Origin of the sequence: Sporosarcina sp. UB5, assembly GCF_050859005.1 — a bacterium.
Lineage (GTDB): Bacteria > Bacillota > Bacilli > Bacillales_A > Planococcaceae > Sporosarcina.
In genome coordinates this window covers 2,577,380-2,600,175 of sequence record NZ_CP125984.1, presented here as the reverse complement: position 1 = coordinate 2,600,175, position 22,796 = coordinate 2,577,380, and the positions used below count along the sequence as shown (strand labels likewise).

21 protein-coding genes are annotated in these 22,796 nt (G+C 42.4%); 5 read left to right on the top strand and 16 right to left on the bottom strand.

The genetic code is table 11. The features are described from left to right. Window positions 1-292 precede the first annotated feature (292 nt). The 3 genes from hprK to QM454_RS13090 form a co-directional block, all read right to left on the bottom strand. Complete coding sequence (gene hprK / locus QM454_RS13100) at window positions 293-1,207, bottom strand: HPr(Ser) kinase/phosphatase (RefSeq protein WP_432358721.1); 915 nt, start codon at window positions 1,205-1,207, stop codon at window positions 293-295. Between the two features lie 175 nt (window positions 1,208-1,382). Then, window positions 1,383-2,141 (bottom strand): SDR family NAD(P)-dependent oxidoreductase, encoded by a 759-nt coding sequence (locus QM454_RS13095; protein ID WP_432358720.1) that lies wholly within the window; start codon window positions 2,139-2,141, stop codon window positions 1,383-1,385. Then, window positions 2,128-3,072 carry an MBL fold metallo-hydrolase gene (locus tag QM454_RS13090; protein WP_432358718.1) on the bottom strand — a complete coding sequence of 315 codons (945 nt, stop codon included), beginning with the start codon at window positions 3,070-3,072 and terminating at the stop codon, window positions 2,128-2,130. Before QM454_RS13090 ends, QM454_RS13095 begins: the two co-directional genes overlap by 14 nt. 173 nt (window positions 3,073-3,245) lie before the next feature. Between QM454_RS13090 and QM454_RS13085 the strand changes: the two genes are divergently transcribed. The 4 genes from QM454_RS13085 to namA all read left to right on the top strand — a co-directional run bounded on the left by QM454_RS13085 (window position 3,246) and on the right by namA (window position 7,680). Beyond that, window positions 3,246-4,388: an SPFH domain-containing protein gene (locus QM454_RS13085; protein WP_432358716.1), complete on the top strand. Its 1,143-nt coding sequence runs from the start codon at window positions 3,246-3,248 to the stop codon at window positions 4,386-4,388. A gap of 18 nt (window positions 4,389-4,406) precedes the next feature. Next, window positions 4,407-5,510, top strand: coding sequence for a hypothetical protein (locus QM454_RS13080; RefSeq protein WP_432358714.1), 1,104 nt, complete (start codon window positions 4,407-4,409; stop codon window positions 5,508-5,510). A gap of 313 nt (window positions 5,511-5,823) precedes the next feature. Next, window positions 5,824-6,633: a pyrroline-5-carboxylate reductase gene (gene proC / locus QM454_RS13075; RefSeq protein WP_432358712.1), complete on the top strand. Its 810-nt coding sequence runs from the start codon at window positions 5,824-5,826 to the stop codon at window positions 6,631-6,633. A gap of 33 nt (window positions 6,634-6,666) precedes the next feature. After that, window positions 6,667-7,680 carry an NADPH dehydrogenase NamA gene (gene namA, locus QM454_RS13070; protein WP_432364003.1) on the top strand — a complete coding sequence of 338 codons (1,014 nt, stop codon included), beginning with the start codon at window positions 6,667-6,669 and terminating at the stop codon, window positions 7,678-7,680. A gap of 42 nt (window positions 7,681-7,722) precedes the next feature. On the opposite strand, the gene rnz is transcribed toward namA, so the two are convergent. The 6 genes from rnz to mce are packed head-to-tail and all read right to left on the bottom strand — an operon-like array spanning window position 7,723 to window position 13,514. After that, entirely contained in the window at window positions 7,723-8,661 is a 939-nt protein-coding gene (rnz, locus tag QM454_RS13065; RefSeq protein WP_432358710.1) for a ribonuclease Z, read from the bottom strand. An 8-nt stretch (window positions 8,662-8,669) separates the two neighbouring features. Then, window positions 8,670-9,860 carry a DNA polymerase IV gene (locus QM454_RS13060; protein ID WP_432358708.1) on the bottom strand — a complete coding sequence of 397 codons (1,191 nt, stop codon included), beginning with the start codon at window positions 9,858-9,860 and terminating at the stop codon, window positions 8,670-8,672. Between the two features lie 57 nt (window positions 9,861-9,917). Beyond that, the gene (locus QM454_RS13055) at window positions 9,918-10,394 is read right to left on the bottom strand and encodes a chemotaxis protein CheW (protein ID WP_432358706.1); all 477 of its coding nucleotides are present in this window, start codon (window positions 10,392-10,394) and stop codon (window positions 9,918-9,920) included. Between the two features lie 3 nt (window positions 10,395-10,397). After that, entirely contained in the window at window positions 10,398-11,525 is a 1,128-nt protein-coding gene (locus QM454_RS13050; protein ID WP_432358704.1) for a M20/M25/M40 family metallo-hydrolase, read from the bottom strand. A gap of 28 nt (window positions 11,526-11,553) precedes the next feature. Next, window positions 11,554-13,101, bottom strand: coding sequence for an acyl-CoA carboxylase subunit beta (locus tag QM454_RS13045; RefSeq protein WP_432358702.1), 1,548 nt, complete (start codon window positions 13,099-13,101; stop codon window positions 11,554-11,556). Between the two features lie 5 nt (window positions 13,102-13,106). Next, window positions 13,107-13,514 (bottom strand): methylmalonyl-CoA epimerase, encoded by a 408-nt coding sequence (mce, locus tag QM454_RS13040; RefSeq protein WP_432358701.1) that lies wholly within the window; start codon window positions 13,512-13,514, stop codon window positions 13,107-13,109. Between the two features lie 114 nt (window positions 13,515-13,628). On the opposite strand from mce, the gene prli42 reads away from it, so the two are divergent. Next, window positions 13,629-13,724, top strand: a complete 96-nt coding sequence (gene prli42 / locus QM454_RS13035) for a stressosome-associated protein Prli42 (protein ID WP_432358699.1) — start codon at window positions 13,629-13,631, stop codon at window positions 13,722-13,724. A gap of 29 nt (window positions 13,725-13,753) precedes the next feature. Here the strand turns inward: prli42 and QM454_RS13030 are convergent, their stop codons facing one another. The 7 genes from QM454_RS13030 to QM454_RS13000 all read right to left on the bottom strand — a co-directional run bounded on the left by QM454_RS13030 (window position 13,754) and on the right by QM454_RS13000 (window position 22,758). Continuing rightward, window positions 13,754-14,194, bottom strand: coding sequence for a BrxA/BrxB family bacilliredoxin (locus QM454_RS13030; protein ID WP_432358697.1), 441 nt, complete (start codon window positions 14,192-14,194; stop codon window positions 13,754-13,756). 111 nt (window positions 14,195-14,305) lie between these two features. Continuing rightward, on the bottom strand, window positions 14,306-15,391 hold the full coding sequence (meaB, locus tag QM454_RS13025) for a methylmalonyl Co-A mutase-associated GTPase MeaB (RefSeq protein WP_432358696.1): 1,086 nt from the start codon (window positions 15,389-15,391) through the stop codon (window positions 14,306-14,308). Beyond that, window positions 15,388-17,541 (bottom strand): methylmalonyl-CoA mutase, encoded by a 2,154-nt coding sequence (scpA, locus tag QM454_RS13020; protein ID WP_432358694.1) that lies wholly within the window; start codon window positions 17,539-17,541, stop codon window positions 15,388-15,390. The genes meaB and scpA overlap by 4 nt, the downstream gene beginning before the upstream one ends. Continuing rightward, window positions 17,538-19,208 (bottom strand): methylmalonyl-CoA mutase family protein, encoded by a 1,671-nt coding sequence (locus QM454_RS13015; protein ID WP_432358693.1) that lies wholly within the window; start codon window positions 19,206-19,208, stop codon window positions 17,538-17,540. Before QM454_RS13015 ends, scpA begins: the two co-directional genes overlap by 4 nt. Before the next feature lie 227 nt (window positions 19,209-19,435). Further along, window positions 19,436-20,746 (bottom strand): dihydrolipoamide acetyltransferase family protein, encoded by a 1,311-nt coding sequence (locus QM454_RS13010; RefSeq protein ID WP_432358691.1) that lies wholly within the window; start codon window positions 20,744-20,746, stop codon window positions 19,436-19,438. A gap of 21 nt (window positions 20,747-20,767) precedes the next feature. Then, window positions 20,768-21,751, bottom strand: a complete 984-nt coding sequence (locus tag QM454_RS13005; RefSeq protein WP_432358689.1) for an alpha-ketoacid dehydrogenase subunit beta — start codon at window positions 21,749-21,751, stop codon at window positions 20,768-20,770. After that, window positions 21,751-22,758: a thiamine pyrophosphate-dependent dehydrogenase E1 component subunit alpha gene (locus QM454_RS13000; protein ID WP_432358687.1), complete on the bottom strand. Its 1,008-nt coding sequence runs from the start codon at window positions 22,756-22,758 to the stop codon at window positions 21,751-21,753. The genes QM454_RS13005 and QM454_RS13000 overlap by 1 nt, the downstream gene beginning before the upstream one ends. Window positions 22,759-22,796 lie beyond the last annotated feature (38 nt).

Sequence of the window (22,796 nt, the reverse complement as noted above, 5' to 3'; positions counted from 1 at the left end):
ACTTGAGAGCGCTTTCAACATTATATACTGGGAGATTTCTTGTCCCTATTGAAGTAACTCCGTAAAATAAATTGATGCGGCTATCATAATCAGACAAGACTTACAAGTCATGATTAATTTTTAATGTTGATTATTCTACCACAAGAAAAATTATAGAACAATCGTAAAATGTAATTTACTATTATGTAAATATTTCAGGAATATGGTGGAGATTGCTTTGACAATAGTAAAAAACCGATGGACGAATCCATCGGTTTTCTACGTTATACATTCTGCCACTCTAAGGGCATCATTATTCAAATTCAGATTCTAGTCGCTTTTTGAATTCCTCAGCCGCACTATACCCTTGCTGCTGTAAATACCAATTGTTCGCTGCCGCCTCGATTAAACCGGCAACATCTCTTCCAGGTTGCAATTGAATTTGGATATGTGGAATCGGAACGTCCATATATGTCTTGAATTTCGTATCCAGTTCAAGTTCATTGTTCAACGAATTGTCTTTCCATTCGGTTAGTTCGATATCAAGTGCAATCCGACTCTCTTCTTGAAAGGCCGCCCGCCCATAAAGCCTAACTACGTTCAGTAGACCAATGCTTCGCAACGCCAAAAATTCTTTGTTCGTTTCATCATGCGTTCCAAGTATTGTTTGTGGACTCAATTTCTTCAACACAACAATATCGTCCGCAATTAATCGATGCCCTCTACCGATTAACGTATGCGCCGTTTCACTCTTTCCTACTCCTGATTTGCCTCGAAGTAAAATTCCGATGCCAGCGACATTGACACATACCCCGTGGACAGCAATTTCCGGTGCCATTTTCTTCGTGACATATGCATCCATCTTTGCACTCATCTCACTCATTGAATCAGGCGTGCGCAAAACAGGGATCTGTTCCTCTGTACAATACTGACGCAAGCCAAATGGTTCTTCCTGATTGGATGTTATGATGATGCACGGCGGCTTGTATTGCACGATATTGGCAATTCGCATCTTGCATTCTTCATCCGAGAGTGTATGTAAGTAATTAATTTCATTCTTCCCTAGGATCTGAACATGTTCTGTCGCAATAAAATCAAATTTATCCATGAATTCCAAACCCGGTCTTCTAACTTTTGTCTTTTTCAAGTTTTTATCCAACATATGGTGTCCAACAAGAACTTCCAATGAGAATCGCTTTACGATATGTTCGATCGTTACAGTTTTCATATCAAAGCTTACCTCCCGTATTAAATCGATTTGGCTAATGATTCATTTCGTTTTAGTATAACATGTTGGACTGCTTACGCATTCATGAATACGCAAGAAAAAATAAAAAGATTTGAAGTTTGGAACCGTGTCTTTTAGCATGAAATAAGTGTGTTTATATGTTTAGCATCCGTTTTCATTTTTTCATGAAATAATGGCGTCCGATTTTTTCGATTAAACGTGGTGCCAATGCATACAATTTGCTCGTAAAGCCCATAATGCCAGGCAAGTTAATTTCACGAACTGGTTTTTCGATTGTTTGGATGACTTTATTTGCAACAGTATCGACTTGTAGCAAATGCTTACCAAGGGATGAACGATAGGTTCCTGTTTTGTCCGCCCCGTCAATGAATGGCGTGTCAATTGGACCTGGATGGATAACGGAAACATGAATGCCTGACGGAGCGACTTCCATTCGGAGTGCATTCGTATAACCAATTAAGGCATGCTTTGTTGCTGCATATACAGAAGCCTTTGGCGTCGCTACTTTTCCAGCTTGAGAGCCAATATAAATTAGATGCCCTTTCTGCCGTTCCATCATTTGTGGCAGAATACGTTTCGTCAGTTCGATTGGAGCTATGACATTTGTGTCCATCATCGATCGGATTTCTTCATCATGTAAAAGATGGGCTGCTTGGAAATGCCCCACCCCAGCTGAAAAGATGACGATATCTATAGAGTCGGTCTGCTCCAGAAGATTTTCCATCTCATTCTTTTTTATCATATCCGCAGGAATGGCAATTGCTCCTTCGTTTTTCAATTCCTGTAGTTTGTCTAGTGACCTTCCGGTTGCGTAAACAGTATATAGATCACCTTCTGACAGTAGTCTCATGACCGTTGCATATCCGACACCGCTCGTCGCTCCGGTTACTAATACTGACTTACGCTTGTTCATAATATAAAATACCGCCTTCGCCAACCTTTTCTCGGACAAGTCCTTTTGCTACTAAATAATCTGTTTGTCCAATCGTCTCGGACAATGTAAGACCCAACTCTTTTTCATAAACCGTCGGAAATAATTGTTGTGTCAGCTCATAGATCGTCTTGCTTCCGTCGTTCAGCATTGCTAGCACTTTCATTGCCCGTTCATGCTGTTTCTGAAGTCTTGATTCGATTAGAGAATGGACATTCCGAACTTCATTTCCATGACCGCCATATACGATATCGACCGGCAGATCTAATAACCGTGTTAAAGAAGCATTGTATTGCAATAACGACTTTGGACGCTCTGCATTACGGTCCGCAGGAGGTTCGATTAAAGGATTGGATGATACTTTTTCCAGTACAAGGTCTCCCCCAATCATCTCCCCTGTCTGTTCATTGAATAACGCAATATGGCTTTGCGCATGTCCGAGTGTTTCCATAACAATCCAGCCTGGATGCCCTTCCCACTCGTCGCCCTCCCCGATTGCCTTGTCCAACGTCCGGTCCCCCATTAATCGTATCGGTCGTTTCATCTTCTCTACCCAATTAAAATAATTTTCTGGCACGCCTTCTTCCTTTAGACATTGCAAATAAAAGCGATCATGGTAGTCCATGAATGCCTGATCCCTTTTCAGCCAAAGGTCATTATATGGATGACCAATTACTTCCGCTTTGTCGAAAGCATCCATCCATCCGGCATGATCGGGATGATGATGAGTTAGGACAACTTGCTCTATATCATTAAATGTATAACCAATTTCTTTTAGACCATATTTTAGCGCCTCGTATGCTTCTGGTGTTTTAGGTCCCGCATCGACAAGTGATAATGTATCCGCTTTAACAACAAATGCATTGACATCACCGACAGCAAACGGTGTTGGAATTTCAATTTTATGTATCATATAGACAAACTCCTTCAAGTGATAAAAGTTTACGTAATAATGAATGGGGATTCAGTTCATTGTACCTCTTTTCCCTACATACGTCACCCTTGATAAACCGACTTTCTTGAAACCTTTATTCGCGTAATCCGTAGTATACTATTATGACGATAACTTTTATGAGGGGGATAAATATGGGGATCTTTAATTTTTTCAAAAGTCAATTCATTGAGGTCATTGAATGGACCGACCAAAATTCCAATACAATGGTGTACCGTTTTCCAGTACAAAACAATGAAATTAAAATGGGAGCTAGTTTAATTGTCCGTGAATCACAAGTCGCGGTATTCGTGAATGAAGGAGAAATTGCCGATGTATTCATGCCCGGGCACCATGTCTTATATACACAGAACATGCCTATATTAACGAAGCTGAAATCTTGGAAAACTGGGTTTAACTCCCCATTTAAAGCTGAAGTTTATTTTGTAAATACAAAGCAGTTTATTAATCAAAAATGGGGAACTTCCAATCCGATTATGATGCGGGACGCGGATTTCGGAATGATCCGTTTGCGTGGTTATGGCATTTATTCGTATAGAGTAACTGACGCAGCACGCTTCTTAAAGGAACTGTTCGGTACAAATAGCTCATATGATACGAGCATTATTGAAAACCATCTTAAAAAGATGATTCTATCTGGATTAACGGATCTATTTGCCGAATCGCAAATACCTGCGCTTGACCTTGCTATGTACTACGACGAACTAAGTACACAAGGAAGGGAGAAGATGAAAGAGCGCTTCGCTGAGTTTGGTTTCGATATTACTTCCCTCTATATTGAAAACTTGTCACTACCTAAGGAAGTAGAAGAGGCGCTGGACAAGCGAACGACGATGGGTGTCCTTGGAAATATGAATACGTACACAGAATATCAGACGGCTGAAGCGATCCGTGATGCAGCTCGAAATGAGGGAGGCGGAATGGCAGCAACAGGTGCAGGTATCGGTGCAGGTGCCGCAATCGGTAATGCAATGGCAGGCGCATTCATAACGAACCAACAGCAAATAACTCCTTCGAATGAACTAGCTAAAATGGCTTGTCCGCACTGTAGTATGCATATTCGAACAACGGCAAAGTTCTGCCCAGAGTGCGGAAATTCTGTTCAGGAAAAGACCGTTCCGTGTGTTAATTGCAAAGCGGAAATTAAAGAAGGGTCAAATTTCTGTGGAGAATGCGGCGTAAAACAAGTGACTGAAAAGAATTGTGCGGGATGTGGGGCTAGTAATGGTCCAAATGCAAAGTTTTGTGGAGATTGTGGAGAGGTCATTAACGGATGAACGTAACGGGGTGACGGGATGACGAATGTGGATAATGAATTCATTGAAGAAACTGAAGTGAATCAATGCAGTTCCTGCGGTGGAAATACAGTATATGACCCTATTTCACGCGGCTTGAAATGTCCTTTTTGCGGCACTGAAGTGAAAATTGAAGCAACCCGTGAAAACACGACAGAACATGACTATTTAGATGCATTAGATCAGGCAGACCATAATTGGAGCAATGAAAAACGTGTGTTCAAATGTGATAATTGCGGTGCGGAAACGTTGTTGGATAACGATAAGATTGCCGATTTCTGTACCTTTTGTGGCTCTTCGCATATTGCAGTTACAGAGAATGACGCTGGCATCAAACCTGCATTGGTGCTTCCCTTCCAAATATCGAAAGAAGAGGCTGTTGAGAAATTCAGAAAATGGATTTCAAAAAGGTATTTTGCCCCTTCCAGATTAAAAGAAGACTATGAGATGAAGAAAATCAGCGGTACATACATCCCCTACTGGACGTTCGATTCTCAAACAAAGTCTGCTTATACGGTTAGGATTGGCACATATTATTATGTAATGGAAACAAGAACTGTCCATCGCGATGGGAAAATGCAGCAAGTGACGGAACAGGTAAGGAAAATTAGATGGCGGACCGAATATGGCACATATAATAAGTTTTTCGATGATGTCTTAGTTAAGGCATCTCGCAATGTCGCTTCCGGTTTAATAAATAAAGTTGAACCTTTTCAGCTTAACGGGTTACTTGACTATAAGACGGAATACTTATCGGGTTTTCTAGCGGAACGCTATTCGATACCGTTAAAAGAGGGCTGGTTTTCAGCAAGAGCAATTATCGATCGACGGATACGAAATGGCATACTTCGTAAGGAAACGGGTGACGAAGTACGAATTGTGAAAGTGAATACATCATATGATGACATTACATTCAAACATATTTTACTACCGCTTTGGATATCTTCCTTCACCTTTAATAATAATGTGTATCGTTTCCTAGTGAATGGACAGACAGGTAAAGTAAGTGGAACAGCACCGATTAGTGTGTGGAAAGTAATGTTCACTGTTCTTGTAACCGTGTTTGTCATTGGTATTGTTTATCTGTTCAAAGATGTTTTGTAATCATTGACTTTCGTCTGACGACGTGCAATAATCACTATAATTTATAATGTTTGAGCGTTGAAGAAGATAAGTAGAGGTAGTGAAGGAAACAGGAAATGCGGCCACCGACTGAGAGCCGCAATCCCTCTCCTACCCCGAACCTGCTTCCGAGCTGCCATGGAAACATGGCCGTCCCTTTCACGTTATGAAAGGTTGTAAAGTTGTGCCGGCGGAATGCCGGCAAATTTAGGTGGTACCGCGGAAACATGCGTTTTCGTCCTGAGCATATCGGGATGGAAGCGCCTTTTTTTATTCACAGAAAGGACGGATGAGAATGGGAACGATCGTATTTGTAGGAGCAGGATCAATGGCGGAAGCAATGATTGCTGGTATAGTAAATAATGAAGTTATGCCAGCTAAAGATGTATTTGTAATGAACAAATCAGATGATGAGAGGCTATTTTACATGCAACAATCGTATGGGGTTTCTCTCGTCTGTAATGAGCGAAACGCTTTACGGGAAGCGGAACTCATTATTTTAGCGACAAAGCCAAAAGATAGTAAGCAAGTAATGTGTGAAATTGCTAATTATTTACATGATAATGCAGCTGTTTTATCTGTCATCGCTGGTGTGTCGATTGAAACGATTGAAAACGGTCTAGGGAAACGACCAATTGCCCGTTCAATGCCAAACACATCTGCAACTATTGGTAAATCTGCGAGCGGCGTTTCGATGAATGAGTTAGTAGATTCAAATTTACGAAAGCGTATTTTAGATCTTTTATCATCTATCGGGATTGTAAGAGAATTTGAAGAGGACGAATTGCATACAGTAACGGCTCTGTCTGGTAGCGGACCTGCATATGTATATTACATGGTAGAAGCATTGGAAGAAGCTGCGATTGCTAAAGGTCTGTCCAATGAAGTGGCACGAGAACTAATCATTCAAACGTTTGAAGGAGCAGCTGCAATGTTACGCCAAACAGGTGAAGAGCCTGAACGGTTAAGAAAAAACGTGACAAGCCCCGGAGGTACGACAGAAGCAGGTTTGAAGGCACTTGAAAATCGTTTGTTCAAAGAGACAATTCAACATTGCATTAACAGCGCAGAGAGGCGTTCCCGTGAACTTGGCGCATTATCTTAAGTGATATGTAAAAAGGAGGATATTAGATTGGCAATGTTATTTACACCTTATACGATTCGTGGAGTGGAAATGAAAAACAGGATTGTCATGGCACCGATGTGTATGTATTCGAGTCACAACTTGGATGGAAAAGTTGAAGATTGGCATAAAGTCCACTATGCCAGTCGTGCTGTCGGACAAGTTGGATTAATAATCGTGGAAGCGACGGCTGTGTTGCCGGAAGGACGTATTTCGGATCGGGATCTTGGCATTTGGAGTGATAACCATATTGAAGGGTTGTCTGAAATCGTACGACTTATGAAGCAGCATGGGTCAAAGACAGGTATCCAGTTGGCACACGCAGGCAGAAAAGCGACTGTGGATGGCGATATTTATGCACCGAGCGCAATCCGCTTCAATGAACAGTATAAGACACCTGTTGAAATGTCGCTCTCGGAAATCGAAGAAACAGTTGTCGCTTTTAAGGAAGGAGCCATTCGAGCGAAGAAAGCTGGCTTTGATGTTATCGAATTGCATGCAGCACATGGCTATTTAATTAATGAATTTTTATCTCCGTTAGCAAATAAGAGAGATGATGCGTATGGGGGGCCTTCCGAAAATCGTTATCGCTTCTTACGTGAAATTATCGATGCTGTCCGTTCGGTTTGGAACGGTCCTTTATTCGTAAGAATTTCTGCGGAAGATTACGCAGAGGGTGGGATGACGACTACCCAATATATCGAAATGGTCAATTGGATGAGAACACAAGATGTCGATTTAATTGATGTCAGTTCGGGAGCTGTCGTACCTGCAAAGATCGACGCATACCCAGGCTATCAAGTGCCATTTTCAGAACAAATTAAAAAAGAAACCGGTATTGCGACTGGTGCTGTCGGATTAATAACGACCGGTTTACAAGCCGAAGAAATTTTGAAGAGTAAGCGCGCAGATGTCATTTTGTTAGGCCGGGAATTGCTCCGCAATCCGTATTGGGCTTTTGTTGCAGCAAAGGAATTAGGAGTCTCGATTGAACCGCCTAAACAATATGATCGCGGATGGATTTTTTAAAGATAAAGAAAGCTGCCGCTTGTCATTACTGACTACGGCAGCTTATTTCGTTATCAACTGTTCACTTTTCCATTCGAAGTGACTAAAATCTTCTGCAATGTAGGTGTTAGGAAAAACAGCACTACCTTGCTCTTGTAATTTAGCAATATGTGTAGGCATAAAACGCGCACTAATATGATTTGCGATCAGCGCCTTCACATTTGCTTCTTTCGCTACCCGTGCCGCATCACCTATCGTTGAATGGCCGTACTCTTTCGCAAGGTCCCCGGTTTCATTATCAAATGTCGCCTCATGGATAAGGATGTCTGCTTCGTCTGCCAATTGAACAGCGGAAGAACAATAGTTCGTATCACCTAGAACAGCAATCGTAAACCCTTTTTGTTCATCTCCTGTTACGTCTTTGCTAAAAACGATACGACCATCGGCAAGCTCGACGTCCGCTCCATCTTTCAACTTTTTCAATAACGGACCTTTCGGCACTCCGAATTCAACAGCTTTTTCTACAAGAAGCTTTCCTGGCAAAGGTTTCTGCTCAATTCTAAAACCAAAACATTCGATGACGTGTTCGAGTTCTAGCGCTGTCACTTTAAACTGATTATCTTCAAAAAGGATCCCTTTTTCAATCTCCTCGATTTTCAATGGATACGTCAGATGCGTTTTCGTTATACGAAGGGATGTCATGATCCATTCTTTTATTCCAACTGGACCGTAAATAATTAATTCCTCTTCTCCACCTAAAAATGATCGTGATCCAAGGAAGCCGGGCAAACCGAAAATATGGTCGCCATGCAAATGTGTAATGAATATTTTATTAATTTTTCGCGGTTTAATTGAAGTTCTGAGTAGTTGGTGTTGCGTCGCCTCACCACAATCAAACATCCAATAGCCACATTGCTCAGCTGATAGGTTAACAATTAGAGACGATGTGTTACGTTGCTTGGACGGCATACCGGCTCCGGTTCCTAAGAAAATTAATTCCATTCGATCACTTACCTTTCTCCTAGACCCCGTTTTACGGAATTAGGACCAAATTTTTTCTCAAGCTCTGTTACAAGCTCTTCCATTTTCGCTTCTTTTGCATACTTCTCGAAATTTTCAAATGATAGTTGCTCATTTAATTCATTTATAGGGATGACATTCGATACCGTTATTCCTAATAATCTAATCGAATCCCCATTCCAATGTCGTTGGAAAAGTTCGGCCGCTTCCTTATACAAATCCTCTGCTTTGTAAAGTGGATTCGTCACAGTCCGGCTTCTTGTAAAGTTTCGCCAATCAGACGTTCGTACTTGAATCATAATAACTGTTCCAGCTAACTGACGTCTATCCAATCGTTGAGCAACTTTTACAGATAACTGCTTGAATACTTCGAGACATCCAGACAGTTCGGTTTCGTCAATCGGTAAAGTCGTTGAACTTCCGACACTTTTCCTTTCCTCCGCCGCTTCCGGGTCGACTGGACGGTTATCTATACCGTTCGCACGGTTTCGAAGTCTTATACCGTTTTTCCCCATCAAGTTTTTAATCATGATTTCATCGGATTTCGCCAAGTCCCCAATTGTTACTATACCGACTTCGTTCAAGCGTTTTTCTGTACTTTTTCCAATACCATGCATTTCGATAACAGATAATGGCCATAATATTTCTGGCACTTGCCTTTTACGTAATATCGTAATCCCCATCGGCTTCTTCATATCGGAAGCAGTTTTCGCCAAAAATTTATTCGGCGCAATTCCAATGGAACAAGGTAGGTCCAATTCATGAAGAATTCGTTGTTGCATATGTTCTGCAATTTGCTTCGCCATCGTCAACCCGCCGATATTTGTAATATCAATGTACGCTTCATCAATTGAAACTGGCTCCACAAGATCGGTATATGAACGTAAAATCGTGAATACAGCATCGGAAGCGATTCGGTATTTTTCATGGTCAGGCGGTACAATAACAAGCTCAGGACAAATTCTTTTCGCTTCGCCGACCGACATCGTTGTGTAAATTCCTAACGCCCTTGCTTCGTATGAACATGTAACGAGAATACCCCGTCGTTCTTTAGGATTTCCAGCAACCGCTACCGGAATCCCTTTCAATTTCGGATTATGCGCCTGCTCGACAGATGCAAAAAAACTATTCATGTCAAGATGAAGGATGACCTTCCTCTGTAATTTCTTCAAAGTCGTCATTTACTTCACCCCTCCATTTCACCGAAAAACCGGATGAATAAGCCATCCGGTTTTCTGTCATTTTTCCTGCATCTGTACCGTTTGTACGTATTCGCCTATCTCATCCATCCCCGCTAATGTCTTTGATAGTATCTCAGCATCGACAACGGTAATTATCCGATCTTCAAGATTTGCTACTGTCTTAAAATACGGTGTTCTTGAATAAGCCATCAAACCGGATGAAGTCAACTTACTTTCCGGAATATCCAAAATCTCTTTTGCGTCGAGAACGAGCAATCCAATATATAGATTTTCTGTTTGCACGACGACAACCCTTGCACTTGATTTTTCTTTTACTGAATTGCCATAGAGAATCTGTTGAAAGTCCAATATCGGGACTAACTCACCTCTAATTTTCATCAAACCAAGCATATATTCAGGCAGATGGGGAATCGGATTCACTCGCTCCAACTTTTCAATCGAGACGACTGTTTCGACAGCTAAAGCGTACTCCTCTTCTCCGCATTCAACGATAACTGCCTTCAAATCATTCATTACTCAAGCCCCCTTATTCGCCACTACATGAACTATTTCAATTAATAATTCAGTGAGCTTATTCAATTCTTCAACAGGCATTCGTTCATTTTTCGTATGGATTTCCTCATATCCTACTGACAAAGTTACTGTTGGAACACCCATCCCATTGAATACATTGCCGTCACTTCCGCCGCCACTTGTCAAAAGCTCAGGTTCTCTGCCGACATTTCGAATCGCTTCCATAGCCGTTTGTACGACTTCAGTATCTTCAGTGAAGCTAAATCCAGGATACATGAGCTTAACTTCTGTTTCCGCCTTGCCACCCATTGCAGCCGCCGTCTTTTCAAATGTTTCTACCATATGGGCAGTTTGTCTCTCAAGCTTGTCAGAATTGATGGAGCGTGCTTCTGCTAGTATACGGACTTCGTCACAGACGATATTCGTCGCTTGTCCACCTTCAAAACGTCCAATGTTTGCTGTTGTCTCTGAATCTACACGCCCAAGTGTCATTGCAGCAATCGATTTAGCAGCGATAGTAATTGCTGAAACTCCCTTTTCTGGCGCAACTCCTGCATGAGCCGTCCTTCCATGGATTGTCGTCCAAAGTTTAGCTTGATAAGGGGCAGCTGTCACAATGCCACCAACTTTTCCATCACTATCTATAGCATAGCCATACTTCGCTTTCAATAGTGAAGGGTCCATCGCTTTTGCTCCAACAAGCCCACTTTCCTCTCCAGCAGTAATGACAAACTGGATATCTCCATGCGGCTTGCCGCTCTCTTTCAACACTCTTATCATTTCAAATAATGCTGCAATACCAGCTTTATCGTCTGCACCTAAAATTGTTGTGCCGTCCGAATAAACATAACCGTCTTCCCGCAATTCCGGTTTAATCCCTCTTCCGGGAGTTACAGTATCCATATGGCAAGTAAAGTAAATTGGATCTGCACCATCGACTGTACCTTTCAATGTAGCAATTAAATTCCCGGCACCATGTCCCGTAACCTCTTTAGACTCATCTTCATTTACTGTAAATCCGAGATTCTCCATTTTCTCTTTCAACACAGTAACAATTTCTTCTTCATGCTTCGTTTCGGAATCAATTTGTACAAGTTCTAAAAACTCATCTAAAAGTCGTTGTGCATTCACTACGTATCTCTCCTTCTTTTTCGTTCATTTACAATGGGATGTTGCCATGTTTTTTACGCGGTCTTGTCTCTTGCTTATTTCTCATCATTTCAAGCGCCTGCAAAAGTTTAATGCGTGTCTCACGAGGATCAATGACATCATCTACCATCCCATGAGAAGCTGCGACATATGGGTTTGAAAACTTTTCCCGGTATTCTTCAATTTTCTCGGCCCTCGTCGACTCTGGATCATCACTATTTGCAATTTCACGTGCAAAAATAATATTTGCAGCACCTTCAGCGCCCATGACAGCAATTTCCGCATTTGGCCAAGCGTATACAATATCTGCCCCGATTGCTTTCGAGTTTAAAGCGACATAGGCGCCACCGAATGCTTTTCGTAAGATGACTGTAATTTTTGGAACGGTCGCTTCCGAATAGGCATAAAGAATTTTTGCCCCATGACGAATAATACCTCCATGTTCCTGCTTTACACCTGGAAAGAATCCAGTAACGTCTTCAAACGTAATGAGCGGAATATTGAAAGAGTCACAAGTTCTAATAAATCGCGCAATCTTATCAGACGAATCGATATCTAATCCTCCAGCCATCACTCTCGGCTGGTTACATATTAATCCGACCGATTCTCCGTTCATCCGGGCGAAACCAACAACCGCGTTTTTCGCGAATTCCGCCTGCACTTCAAAAAATGAATTTTCATCGACGACTTGTTCGATGACTTTTCGAACATCATAAGGACGTATCGTTTCAAATGGCACAACGTCTGCCAGATCATTTCGATAATTATCTTCAGACTCATTTTTGAGTATAGGAGCTTTTTCATTATTGTTTTGAGGAAGATAGGAAAGTAGAGTCCGGACTTGTTCCAATACTGCCTTCTCATCTTTCGCACGGAAGTGAGCATTCCCACTTATGGAATTATGTACTTTTGAACCGCCTAGGTCTTCGGATGAAATTTTTTCACCCGTCACAGTTTCAATGACTTTCGGTCCTGTAATGAACATCTGACTCGTTTCATCTGTCATAAAGACAAAATCAGTAATAGCTGGCGAATATACAGCCCCACCTGCACACGGCCCTAAAATGACTGAAATTTGCGGGATAACTCCAGAATAGATTGCATTTCGATAGAAGATTTCACCGTATCCGTCTAGTGAAACGACTCCTTCTTGTATACGCGCACCTCCTGAATCGTTCAAACCAATGAATGGAGCGCCATTCTTTGCAGCCAAATCCATGACGTTCGCAATTTTCATAGCGTGCATTTCACCTAGCGCACCACCGAAAACGGTGAAATCCTGGGAGAATAAATAAACGGGACGTCCATCAATTTTCCCATATCCGGTCACAACCCCGTCGCCCGGCCCCTTCTGTTTATCCATCCCAAAATCTCGTGTCCTATGAATGACGAATGGATTTAACTCGACAAATGATCCTTCATCGAGCAACAGATTAATTCGTTCTCGAGCTGTCAACTTCCCTTTTTCATGTTGCTTGGCGATTCGTTCGTCGCCTCCACCTAATTCTATTTCCCGTTTCCTATCATATAATTCATTGATTTTATCGTAAATATCCATTAGAATTATCCCCTTTCCCCTTTGTCACATAGTTCGTACAACACCCCTAAAGACGACTTCGGATGGATAAATGCAACTTCTGCTCCACCCGCACCAGGTTTCGGCTCCTTTTGAAGTAGTTGGACTCCTTTTTCCTCCAACTCCTTCAGCCGTTTCCTAATATCAGTAACACCGAAAGCAATATGATGGATCCCTTCCCCACGTTTTTCAAGGAATTTCGAAATGGGACCCTCTTCACCAATCGGCTCAAGCAGTTCCAGCTTACAATTTCCTGCATCAATGAATGCCACTTTCACTTTTTGACTTTCAACTTCTTCAATATCTAGCAGTTTTAACCCCAAAGTTTCAATATAATATGGCAGTGCAACTTTCATATCTTTAACGGCAATTCCGATATGGTCCACTTTTTTCATTTGAATGCCTCCTTCCATCCATTGTAACGGTTTCTCGTTAAATCCGCTACACCTTGAGAATTTCATATAATCTGTTAAAATGGAAGTATCTATAACGGTGAGGAGATTTTCCAGATGAGCAATAAAAAAGTGCAAAAAGTTGTCGTTTATTTAATGATTGGGGCTATGGTCGCTTCAACTGTGCTTATTGGATTAAGTGTACTTTTCTAAGAAAAAAACAGTCCCGAGGGACTGTTTTTTTATATTTCTTCGCAATGTTCTTCAAACTGACTTTGTAAGTTCGTAACGACGGACATTGGATCATGACCTTCAATTTCATAACGGCCAACTTCCGCAACAAGCTTTCCGTCTTTCAATAATGCAAAGGATGGAGAAGAAGGCAGATGATCTTCACCAAAAAGCATGCGCGCGTATGCTGTCGCTTCCTTATCTTGGCCAGCAAATACAGTAACGAGGTGATCAGGACGTTTATCGTAATGAATAGAATGCGCTGCAGCAGGTCGTGCAATTCCGCCAGCACACCCACAAACCGAATTCACCATAACGAGTGTCGTTCCTGGACGTTTAAATGCAGCTTCGACTTCCTCGGGAGTTGTTAGTTGTTCATACCCACTTGCTTCCATTTCAGAACGTGCTTGTTTCGTAATATCTTCCATATAAAAATTGAAATCCATTGTCATTCGGATCTGCCCCTTTCAAAATATATTTTCATCATAGCAGTTGATTGGTACACTTGCAAAAAAAGCAGTTTCATATACAGAAAACGTAGTTTAAACAGTTACAGTGAAAAATTATTTCATTGGAAGAATGGTGTCAACAGCGCTAGCTACTGTTATTTCACCTGTGAGCAATTGCTTTTCAAGATTAGCAACAAGCTCCTTTTTCCCTTGTTGTGAAAAAAAGCTATCGATTAATCGATCTCGAATCATTGAATGGAACCAATCTTTCGTTTGAGACTGCCTTCGTTCATGCCAAACTCCGGTCTCTTCCATTTCGACACGGAACGTTCGAATGGTTTCCCATACCGCTTCAAAACCAGTTCGTTCTAACGATGAAACTGGCAATGCAGTCGTCGTCCAGCCAGGTGTAGCGGGTTGAAGAAAATGTAGAAGTTGACGATATTCCCTAACCGTTTTCTTAGCAAGCTTTGTATTATCCCCATCCGCCTTATGAATAATCATACAATCAGCCAATTCCATAATTCCTTTTTTCATTCCTTGCAATTCGTCACCCGCACCTGTCAAAACGAGCAACATGAAAAAATCGACCATTCCTCTTACAACGGTTTCACTTTGACCGACACCGACCGTTTCAATAAGGATGATGTCATAGCCCGCAGCTTCGCAAAGCAACATCGTTTCACGTGTCTTTTTATGAACACCTCCGAGAGTTCCGGAAGACGGCGATGGACGGATGAAGGCATTCGGATGTTTTGCGAGTTCTTCCATTCTCGTCTTATCGCCTAATATGCTCCCGCCTGTCACGGTTGAACTCGGATCGATGGCGAGCACAGCTACCTTATGACCCAATTGTGCCAATAGAAGTCCAAACGTTTCTATGAATGTGCTTTTTCCCGCTCCAGGGACACCTGTAACGCCAATTCGAATGCTTTTCCCTGTACTCGGTAATAGCTTACGTAGTAACTCTTGACCCGCCTTCTGATCTTCCTCCGCTCTGCTCTCTAAAAGCGTAATTGCTTTTGAAAGATCCAACCTCGAACCTTTACTAATCTTTTCATACAATCCGTCAGTATCGACGTTTTTCTCTTTCTTCACAAACCGTTTACGTTTCGGGGCAACTATGCCATCATGCCGTGACGTAATACCAGCTGAGACATATAGAGACGTGTCTTCTTGTAATCGTTCTTTCTTGCTCACTCTGCCACTTCCTCATAACCTAGCGCGCGATAAATGTCTTCAATCACTTTCTGTGCAGCAACTGGAATGACCGTACCCGGACCGAAAATAGCTGTTGCCCCGTTTTCCCTTAGGAATTCATAATCCTGTGCAGGAATGACCCCACCAACAACAATTAAAATATCTTCTCTTCCAATTTTCGAAAGCTCATTGCGTAACGCAGGCACAAGCGTCTTATGGCCTGCGGCAAGCGAACTCACCCCGATTACATGGACATCGTTTTCCGCCGCTTGTAATGCTGTCTCTTCAGGAGTTTGGAATAAAGGACCGATATCCACGTCGAACCCCAAATCAGCGAATGACGATGCAATGACTTTCGCTCCGCGGTCATGACCATCCTGTCCCATTTTTGCAATGAGGATACGAGGACGCCTACCTTCGTTTTCTAAAAACTCATCTGTCATCTCTTTCACTTCATCGATTTCTTCCGTATTCGAGAAATTAGAACTGTAAACGCCGCTTACAGATCGGATAACTGCTTTATGTCTTCCGGATACTTTTTCGATCGCATCGGATATTTCACCGATTGTCGCCCTCGCACGAGCTGCATTTACACATAACGTTAAGAGATTTCCATTTCCGCTACGCGCAGCCTCCGTGATGGCCTCCAAAGTTGCTTTGACTTCCCCTTCATCACGATTTTCTTTCATCTGTAATATACGATCAATCTGTTTTTGGCGAACAACTGTGTTATCGATTTCCAATATATCGATTGGCTCTTCCTTTTCAAGTCGATATTTATTCACACCGACAATTGTTTCTGTACGTGAGTCAATTTTCGCTTGACGTTTGGCTGCAGCTTCTTCAATTTTCATTTTCGGCAAACCGGTTTCAATCGCCTTTGCCATTCCACCTAACTCTTCGATTTCCTCGATGAGCTCCCATGCCTTTTCCATTAAATCAGCGGTCAACCTTTCAACATAATAGGAGCCGCCCCATGGATCGATCGTCTTCGTCATATTTGTCTCCTCTTGAAGGAATAATTGCGTGTTCCGTGCAATCCTCGCTGAGAAATCTGTCGGTAATGCAATTGCTTCATCAAGCGCATTTGTATGCAACGATTGTGTATGTCCCATCGCTGCAGCATTTGCTTCCACTAATGTTCGCGTAACGTTATTAAAAGGATCTTGCTCAGTCAAACTCCACCCCGATGTTTGAGAGTGTGTACGCAAAGCGAGGGACTTAGGGTTGGATGGATTAAAAGATTGCATCATCTGTGCCCAAATTTTTCGTGCTGCCCTCATTTTCGCGATTTCCATAAAATAATTCATGCCAATAGCCCAGAAAAACGACAAACGGGGTGCAAATGAATCGATGTCAATGCCAGCTTTCAATCCAGTGCGAACATATTCAAGTCCATCTGCCAATGTATAGGCAAGCTCGATATCCGCCGTTGCCCCTGCTTCTTGCATATGGTAGCCCGAAATAGAAATTGAGTTGAATTTCGGCATATTTTTGGATGTGTATTCAAAAATATCCGCAATGATCCGCATCGACATTTCAGGAGGAAAAATATATGTGTTCCTCACCATATATTCTTTTAAAATATCGTTTTGTATCGTGCCAGCAAGCTTTTCAGGAGTAACGCCTTGCTCCTCCGCTGCAACGATGTAAAAAGCCATAATCGGCAACACTGCCCCATTCATCGTCATCGAAACGGACATCTGATCGAGTGGAATGCCGTCAAACAAGATTTTCATGTCTTCGACGGAATCAATTGCGACACCTGCTTTACCTACGTCGCCGGTTACACGGGGATGATCTGAATCGTAGCCACGATGTGTTGCTAAGTCGAAAGCGACTGATAACCCTTTTTGGCCCATCGCCAAATTCCTTCTATAAAACGCATTACTCTCTTCCGCAGTCGAGAAACCAGCGTATTGGCGGACAGTCCAAGGACGAGTGACGTACATCGTCGGGTATGGCCCCCTCGTATTCGGAGCGATGCCTGGCATATCCTCTAAATGAGAAATGCCTTCTACATCCTCGCTTGTATAGCTCGGCTTTATGGAGATACCTTCATTCGTAAGGAATACCGCTTCGTTTCCGGATGGGTTTACAGATACGTTTATTTTACTTATATCAACCTTATTAAAATTGGGTGTCTTCATTTCTTAAGCCCTCCTTGCCACGAATCCAAAATATGTTGCAGTTTTTCTATTATATTTTGCCCGTTAAAAATTAAGCCATTGAGACCCATTTGCTCCCATTTCTTCAATGTTTCTTCATCAATTTCCCCTGCCACATCGAGCAATATACCAACCGGTAATTGCTTAAGAAGCGTTTCCATTGTACTCGTTACAATTTCATCATTCCCACAAACAATTACATACTCAGGTTGTTCTTTGTTTATCCATTCAATTGCTTGCTCAACACGTTCAAATGGAGGACTCCAGTTACTTCTAATTCCCCCTGACGCTAAAAACCCAGTAACAAAATCAGCGCGCGGCTTGAAGTCTTTCAGTTTGCCAAATGTCAGTAGTACAGTTTTTGGCTGACTTTCTGTAAATGATTGGCGGAGTTTTTCAAAAGGTTCGGCCAAACGTGCTACCCGATCAACACCTTTCCAGTCATCGAAATTTGTTTGTGTAAGTTCTGCATAAACATTTGTCCCGATTAGCGCTTTTTTACGAGTAGCCGTTTCAGATTGAAGCTTTTCTAATTTCCCCTGTAATTGGCCACTTTCATAAAAACGGTCGATTCCGCCCTTACTTTCAATTTCAAGGAACAGTTTCCAAGACTTTTCGACAAGCTCTTCTGTCAGCTCTTCAATAAAATAAGAGCCTCCAGCAGGGTCAAGTACTTTTTCCACATATGTTTCTTCCTTTAAAACAAGTTGCACATTACGGCAATACCGGATTGAGCTTGCAGTTGGGCCGGTCAGTATATTATGTGGATGCGCTTGTATAATATCGGCTCCTCCTACTATAGCGGCAAATGTTTCATTCCCTGTACGGAGTAGATTGACGTAAGGATCCAACTTAGAAAACGAACGTAATGATGTAACCGCAAACACTGGTACAAATGGAGGTTCATCGACATCATAGGCTTGGGCAAACGCTTGCCATAACACACGAAATGCACGCAGTTTAGCTATTTCCATGAAAAAATGCGTATCAATTGGAAAGCGGACGAAGAAATTGGCTGCGAATGTTTGGAAATCTTCGTAGCGTGAAGCGATTCGAGATGCTTCCGACAAAGTAATTGCGAGTTCAGTGACCGCATCTGCTCCTTCATGGTGCGCTTTCCATACGTCTACTCCAGCGGTTCGAATGTTGTCGTATCCAACAGGAGCTGTCCAATCGTCCACTTGTATAATTCCGGTTACTACTTTTCGAATTTCATGATGAACAAAATCAAAAGCTCGTAAGATTGGATCATCATTACGGACGTTGATTAGGAATACTGGATAGTTTGCTATGAATGAAGACAATTGCAAGAGCTGATCGTTATTCCAATGAAATGGATACGTGCCGTCATAAACAATCGCTTCATTCCCATTTTCAATTGAATCCTCCAACTGTACTAAGAAACTAGCGGCATCGCTAGCAATTGTCTGCTGGGCAATAATCCACCCAGCATTTCGCTTCATCGATCGGACAATGGTAGAGCTGTCGAATGTTCGTTCATAATAAAGAGGTTGAAGATTAATACCTTCTGGTGTCATTGTTGTCAAACTTTCAAACGACTTCCCTCTTAGCGAAGCAACGGCAAGTTCTTTCCATTGATTGAAATCCGCTTTATCAAAAGTTATTTTTTTCATATTATCCATTTTCATTTAAGTTGCTCCTTTCTTTTTGAGCATCCGTTGGCAGCTTCACGGGATTCTATCATTTGCAATCCCTTGTGAGCAAATCCGGAAATATGTAAAATACATCAAATTATTTTACAACTACTTATAGTTTACATGACCGACCTATTGTTTGAAAGCGCAAACGTGTGAATGGATAGTCGATTTGAATGTTAAAAAGCTGCCCCTCATCATTGAGGGACAGCTTTGTACTTTTAATAAATTGATGTATTGTCTGCTGAAATATTTTCAAGGATTTCTTTCACTCGTGCAAGGAAACGGCCTGCCACTAATCCATCAAGGACGCGGTGGTCGAGAGATAGACAGAGATTGACCATATCGCGCACTGCAATCATGCCGCCATTCATGACGACAGGACGTTTGACGATCGATTCGACTTGCAAAATTGCCGCTTGTGGGTAATTGATAATTCCCATCGATTGGACAGAACCGAACGAACCGGTATTGTTCACAGTGAATGTCCCGCCTTGCATTTCATCAGATTTCAATTTGCCCGTACGTACCTTGGATGCGAGCTCATGTATGTCTCGACCGATACCTTTAATCGTTTTTTCGTCGGCATGTTTAATGACTGGTACATAGAGTGCATCCTCTGTAGCAACTGCGATAGAGATGTTAACATCTTTTTTCTGGATGATTTTATCTCCTGCCCACATGGAATTCATCATTGGGAATTCCTTCAATGCTTGTGATACAGCTTTTACGAAGAATGCAAAATATGTGAGATTGAAGCCTTCCTTCTGCTTGAAATCATTTTTTAAGGAGTCGCGATACTGAACGAGATTCGTTACATCCACTTCAATCATCGTCCACGCATGTGGAGCTTCATGTTTAGAGCGAAGCATATTTGTCGCGATTGCACGACGCACTCCTGTAATTGGAATTTCAATATCACCTGCAGCAGTTGGTACTGGTGCTGGTTTTGCCGCTTTAACTGCAGATGCACTTTGTGCAGGAGCTTCCACATGTTGTTCAACGCTTTGCGGTGCCTGTTCAATCTGTACTGTTTCTGCAGTTGGAATTTCCCCGCTGTCAATTATTCTTTGGATATCTTTCCTTGTAATGCGTCCTTCTCTCCCGGAACCTTGGACGAGGGTAAGATCGATATTGTATTCTTGTGCCAATCGCATGACTGCCGGAGAAAAACGTGCTGCTCCTGCTTCCCGTTTAATAGGTGAGGCAGGTTTTTGGGAGCCGGCTGCTGGCATTTCATTTGCTGGTTCCTCTTTGGCAGGAACTGCTTCCACAGAAGTCTCTGCGCCCTCTTCCGTTTCTATCGTACAAACAACGATTCCAACATCTACTGTTTCGCCTTCTTGTACGATAATTTCCTTAATTGTACCTGCGTACGAAGAAGGGATTTCAGCAGTCACTTTATCTGTGTTTACTTCAGCTAAAGGGTCATACTTATTAACCGTGTCTCCTGGTTTTACTAGCCACTTTTCAATTGTACCTTCTGTAACACTTTCTCCAAGCTTCGGCATTTCGATATTTTTAACTGTCATAGCATTTTACCTCCTTTCCGATTAAAATTCTGCAAGCTCTCGTGCAGCTTTTTCGACCTTATCCGGGTTGACCATAAAGAATTTCTCCATTGTCGGTGCATATGGCATAGCAGGAATATCTGGTCCTGCTAAACGTTTAATCGGTGCATCGAGTTCAAAAAGGCAATTTTCGGCAATAATTGCAGATACTTCACTCATAATGCTACCTTCCAAATTGTCTTCAGTAACGAGCAACACTTTCCCTGTTTTAGAAGCTGCTTCAATAATCGCTTCCTTATCTAGCGGATAAACTGTACGCAAGTCAAGAATATGTGCGGAAATGCCATCCTCAGCTAGTCTTTCAGCCGCTTGTAAGGCGAAATGTACACATAGGCCGTAAGTGATGATAGTAATATCATCCCCTTCGCGCTTCACATCTGCTTTTCCAATAGGCAGTACGTATTCTTCTTCAGGCACTTCCCCTTTGATTAATCGGTATGCTCGTTTATGCTCGAAGAAGAGGACTGGGTCGTCGTCTCTAATTGCCGCTTTCAACAAACCTTTCGCGTCATAAGGAGTCGAAGGGATGACGATTTTCAAGCCTGGTGTACTTGCGAACATCGACTCGACTGATTGGGAATGGTATAAAGCACCGTGTATCCCGCCTCCGAACGGCGCACGGATAACGATTGGACAAGACCAGTCATTATTGGATCGATAACGGATTTTAGCCGCCTCAGATACGATCTGGTTAACAGCAGGCATGATGAAATCCGCGAACTGCATTTCAGCAATTGGACGCATCCCATACATAGCAGCCCCGATGCCAACACCAGCGATCGCGGACTCCGCTAGTGGCGTATCTAGCGCGCGGTATTCACCGAATTGTTCATATAGGCCAGTTGTTGCTTTAAATACGCCGCCTTTCCTTCCAACGTCTTCTCCAAGAACGAATACATTTTCGTCTCTTTCCATCTCTTCTTTCATTGCAAGTGTAATTGCATCAATATACGAAATGACGGCCATTATTCGTTCCCCCCTTCTTCTTTATAAACATGACGAAGCGCGTATTCAGGCTCTGCATAAGGTGCTTTTTCAGCATAATCTGTCGCCTCATTGACGATTGCCATAATACGTTCTTCCATTTCTTTTTCATATGCATCATCGATAATGCCCGTTTCACGTAAATAAGCTGCGAATTTAGGAATTGGATCATGTTTCCGTTCATTTTCCAGCTCTTCCGGATCACGGTATAGACGATGGTCGTCATCCGAAGAGTGTGCTGTCAATCGATAACAAACTGTTTCAACAAGGCTCGGCCCTTCGCCATTTCGGGCACGATCAGCCGCTTCCTTCACAACTCTGTATACTTCAAGCGGATCCGTTCCATCGACAGTTACACCCGGCATTCCATACCCTATCGCACGGTCAGAAACATTTTTACACGCCAACTGTTTTTCAACAGGTACTGAGATTGCATACTTATTGTTTTCAACCATAATAACCGTTGGTAATTTGTGAACACCAGCAAAGTTCATTCCTTCGTGGAAGTCACCTTGGTTGGACGACCCTTCACCTAGTGTAACAAAAGTAATGAAATCTTCATTTTTCATTTTTGCCGCGAGTGCAACACCTACAGCATGTGGTAGTTGCGTCGTTACTGGAGACGACCCTGTCAAAATTCGGTTTTTTCGTTGTCCGAAATGACCAGGCATTTGACGGCCGCCGGAATTCGGATCTTCCGCCTTTGCAAATGCCGAAAGCATTAGCTCCTTCGGTGTCATACCAAAGTGTAGTACGACAGCCATATCTCGGTAATATGGCGCTATCCAATCCTTTTCCTTATCAAGTGCATACGCTGCACCTGCTTGGGCCGCCTCCTGCCCTTGACATGAAATGACAAATGGGATTTTACCTGCACGGTTCAATAGCCACATACGTTCATCCAAACGTCTTGCCATAACCATCGTTTCATATATTTCCAATACGTCCTCATTCGTCAATCCCAATTCTTCATGACGTGTTTTAGTCATGTTTGTAACCCCCTTCTTTTACAAATGAAAAGTTCGGT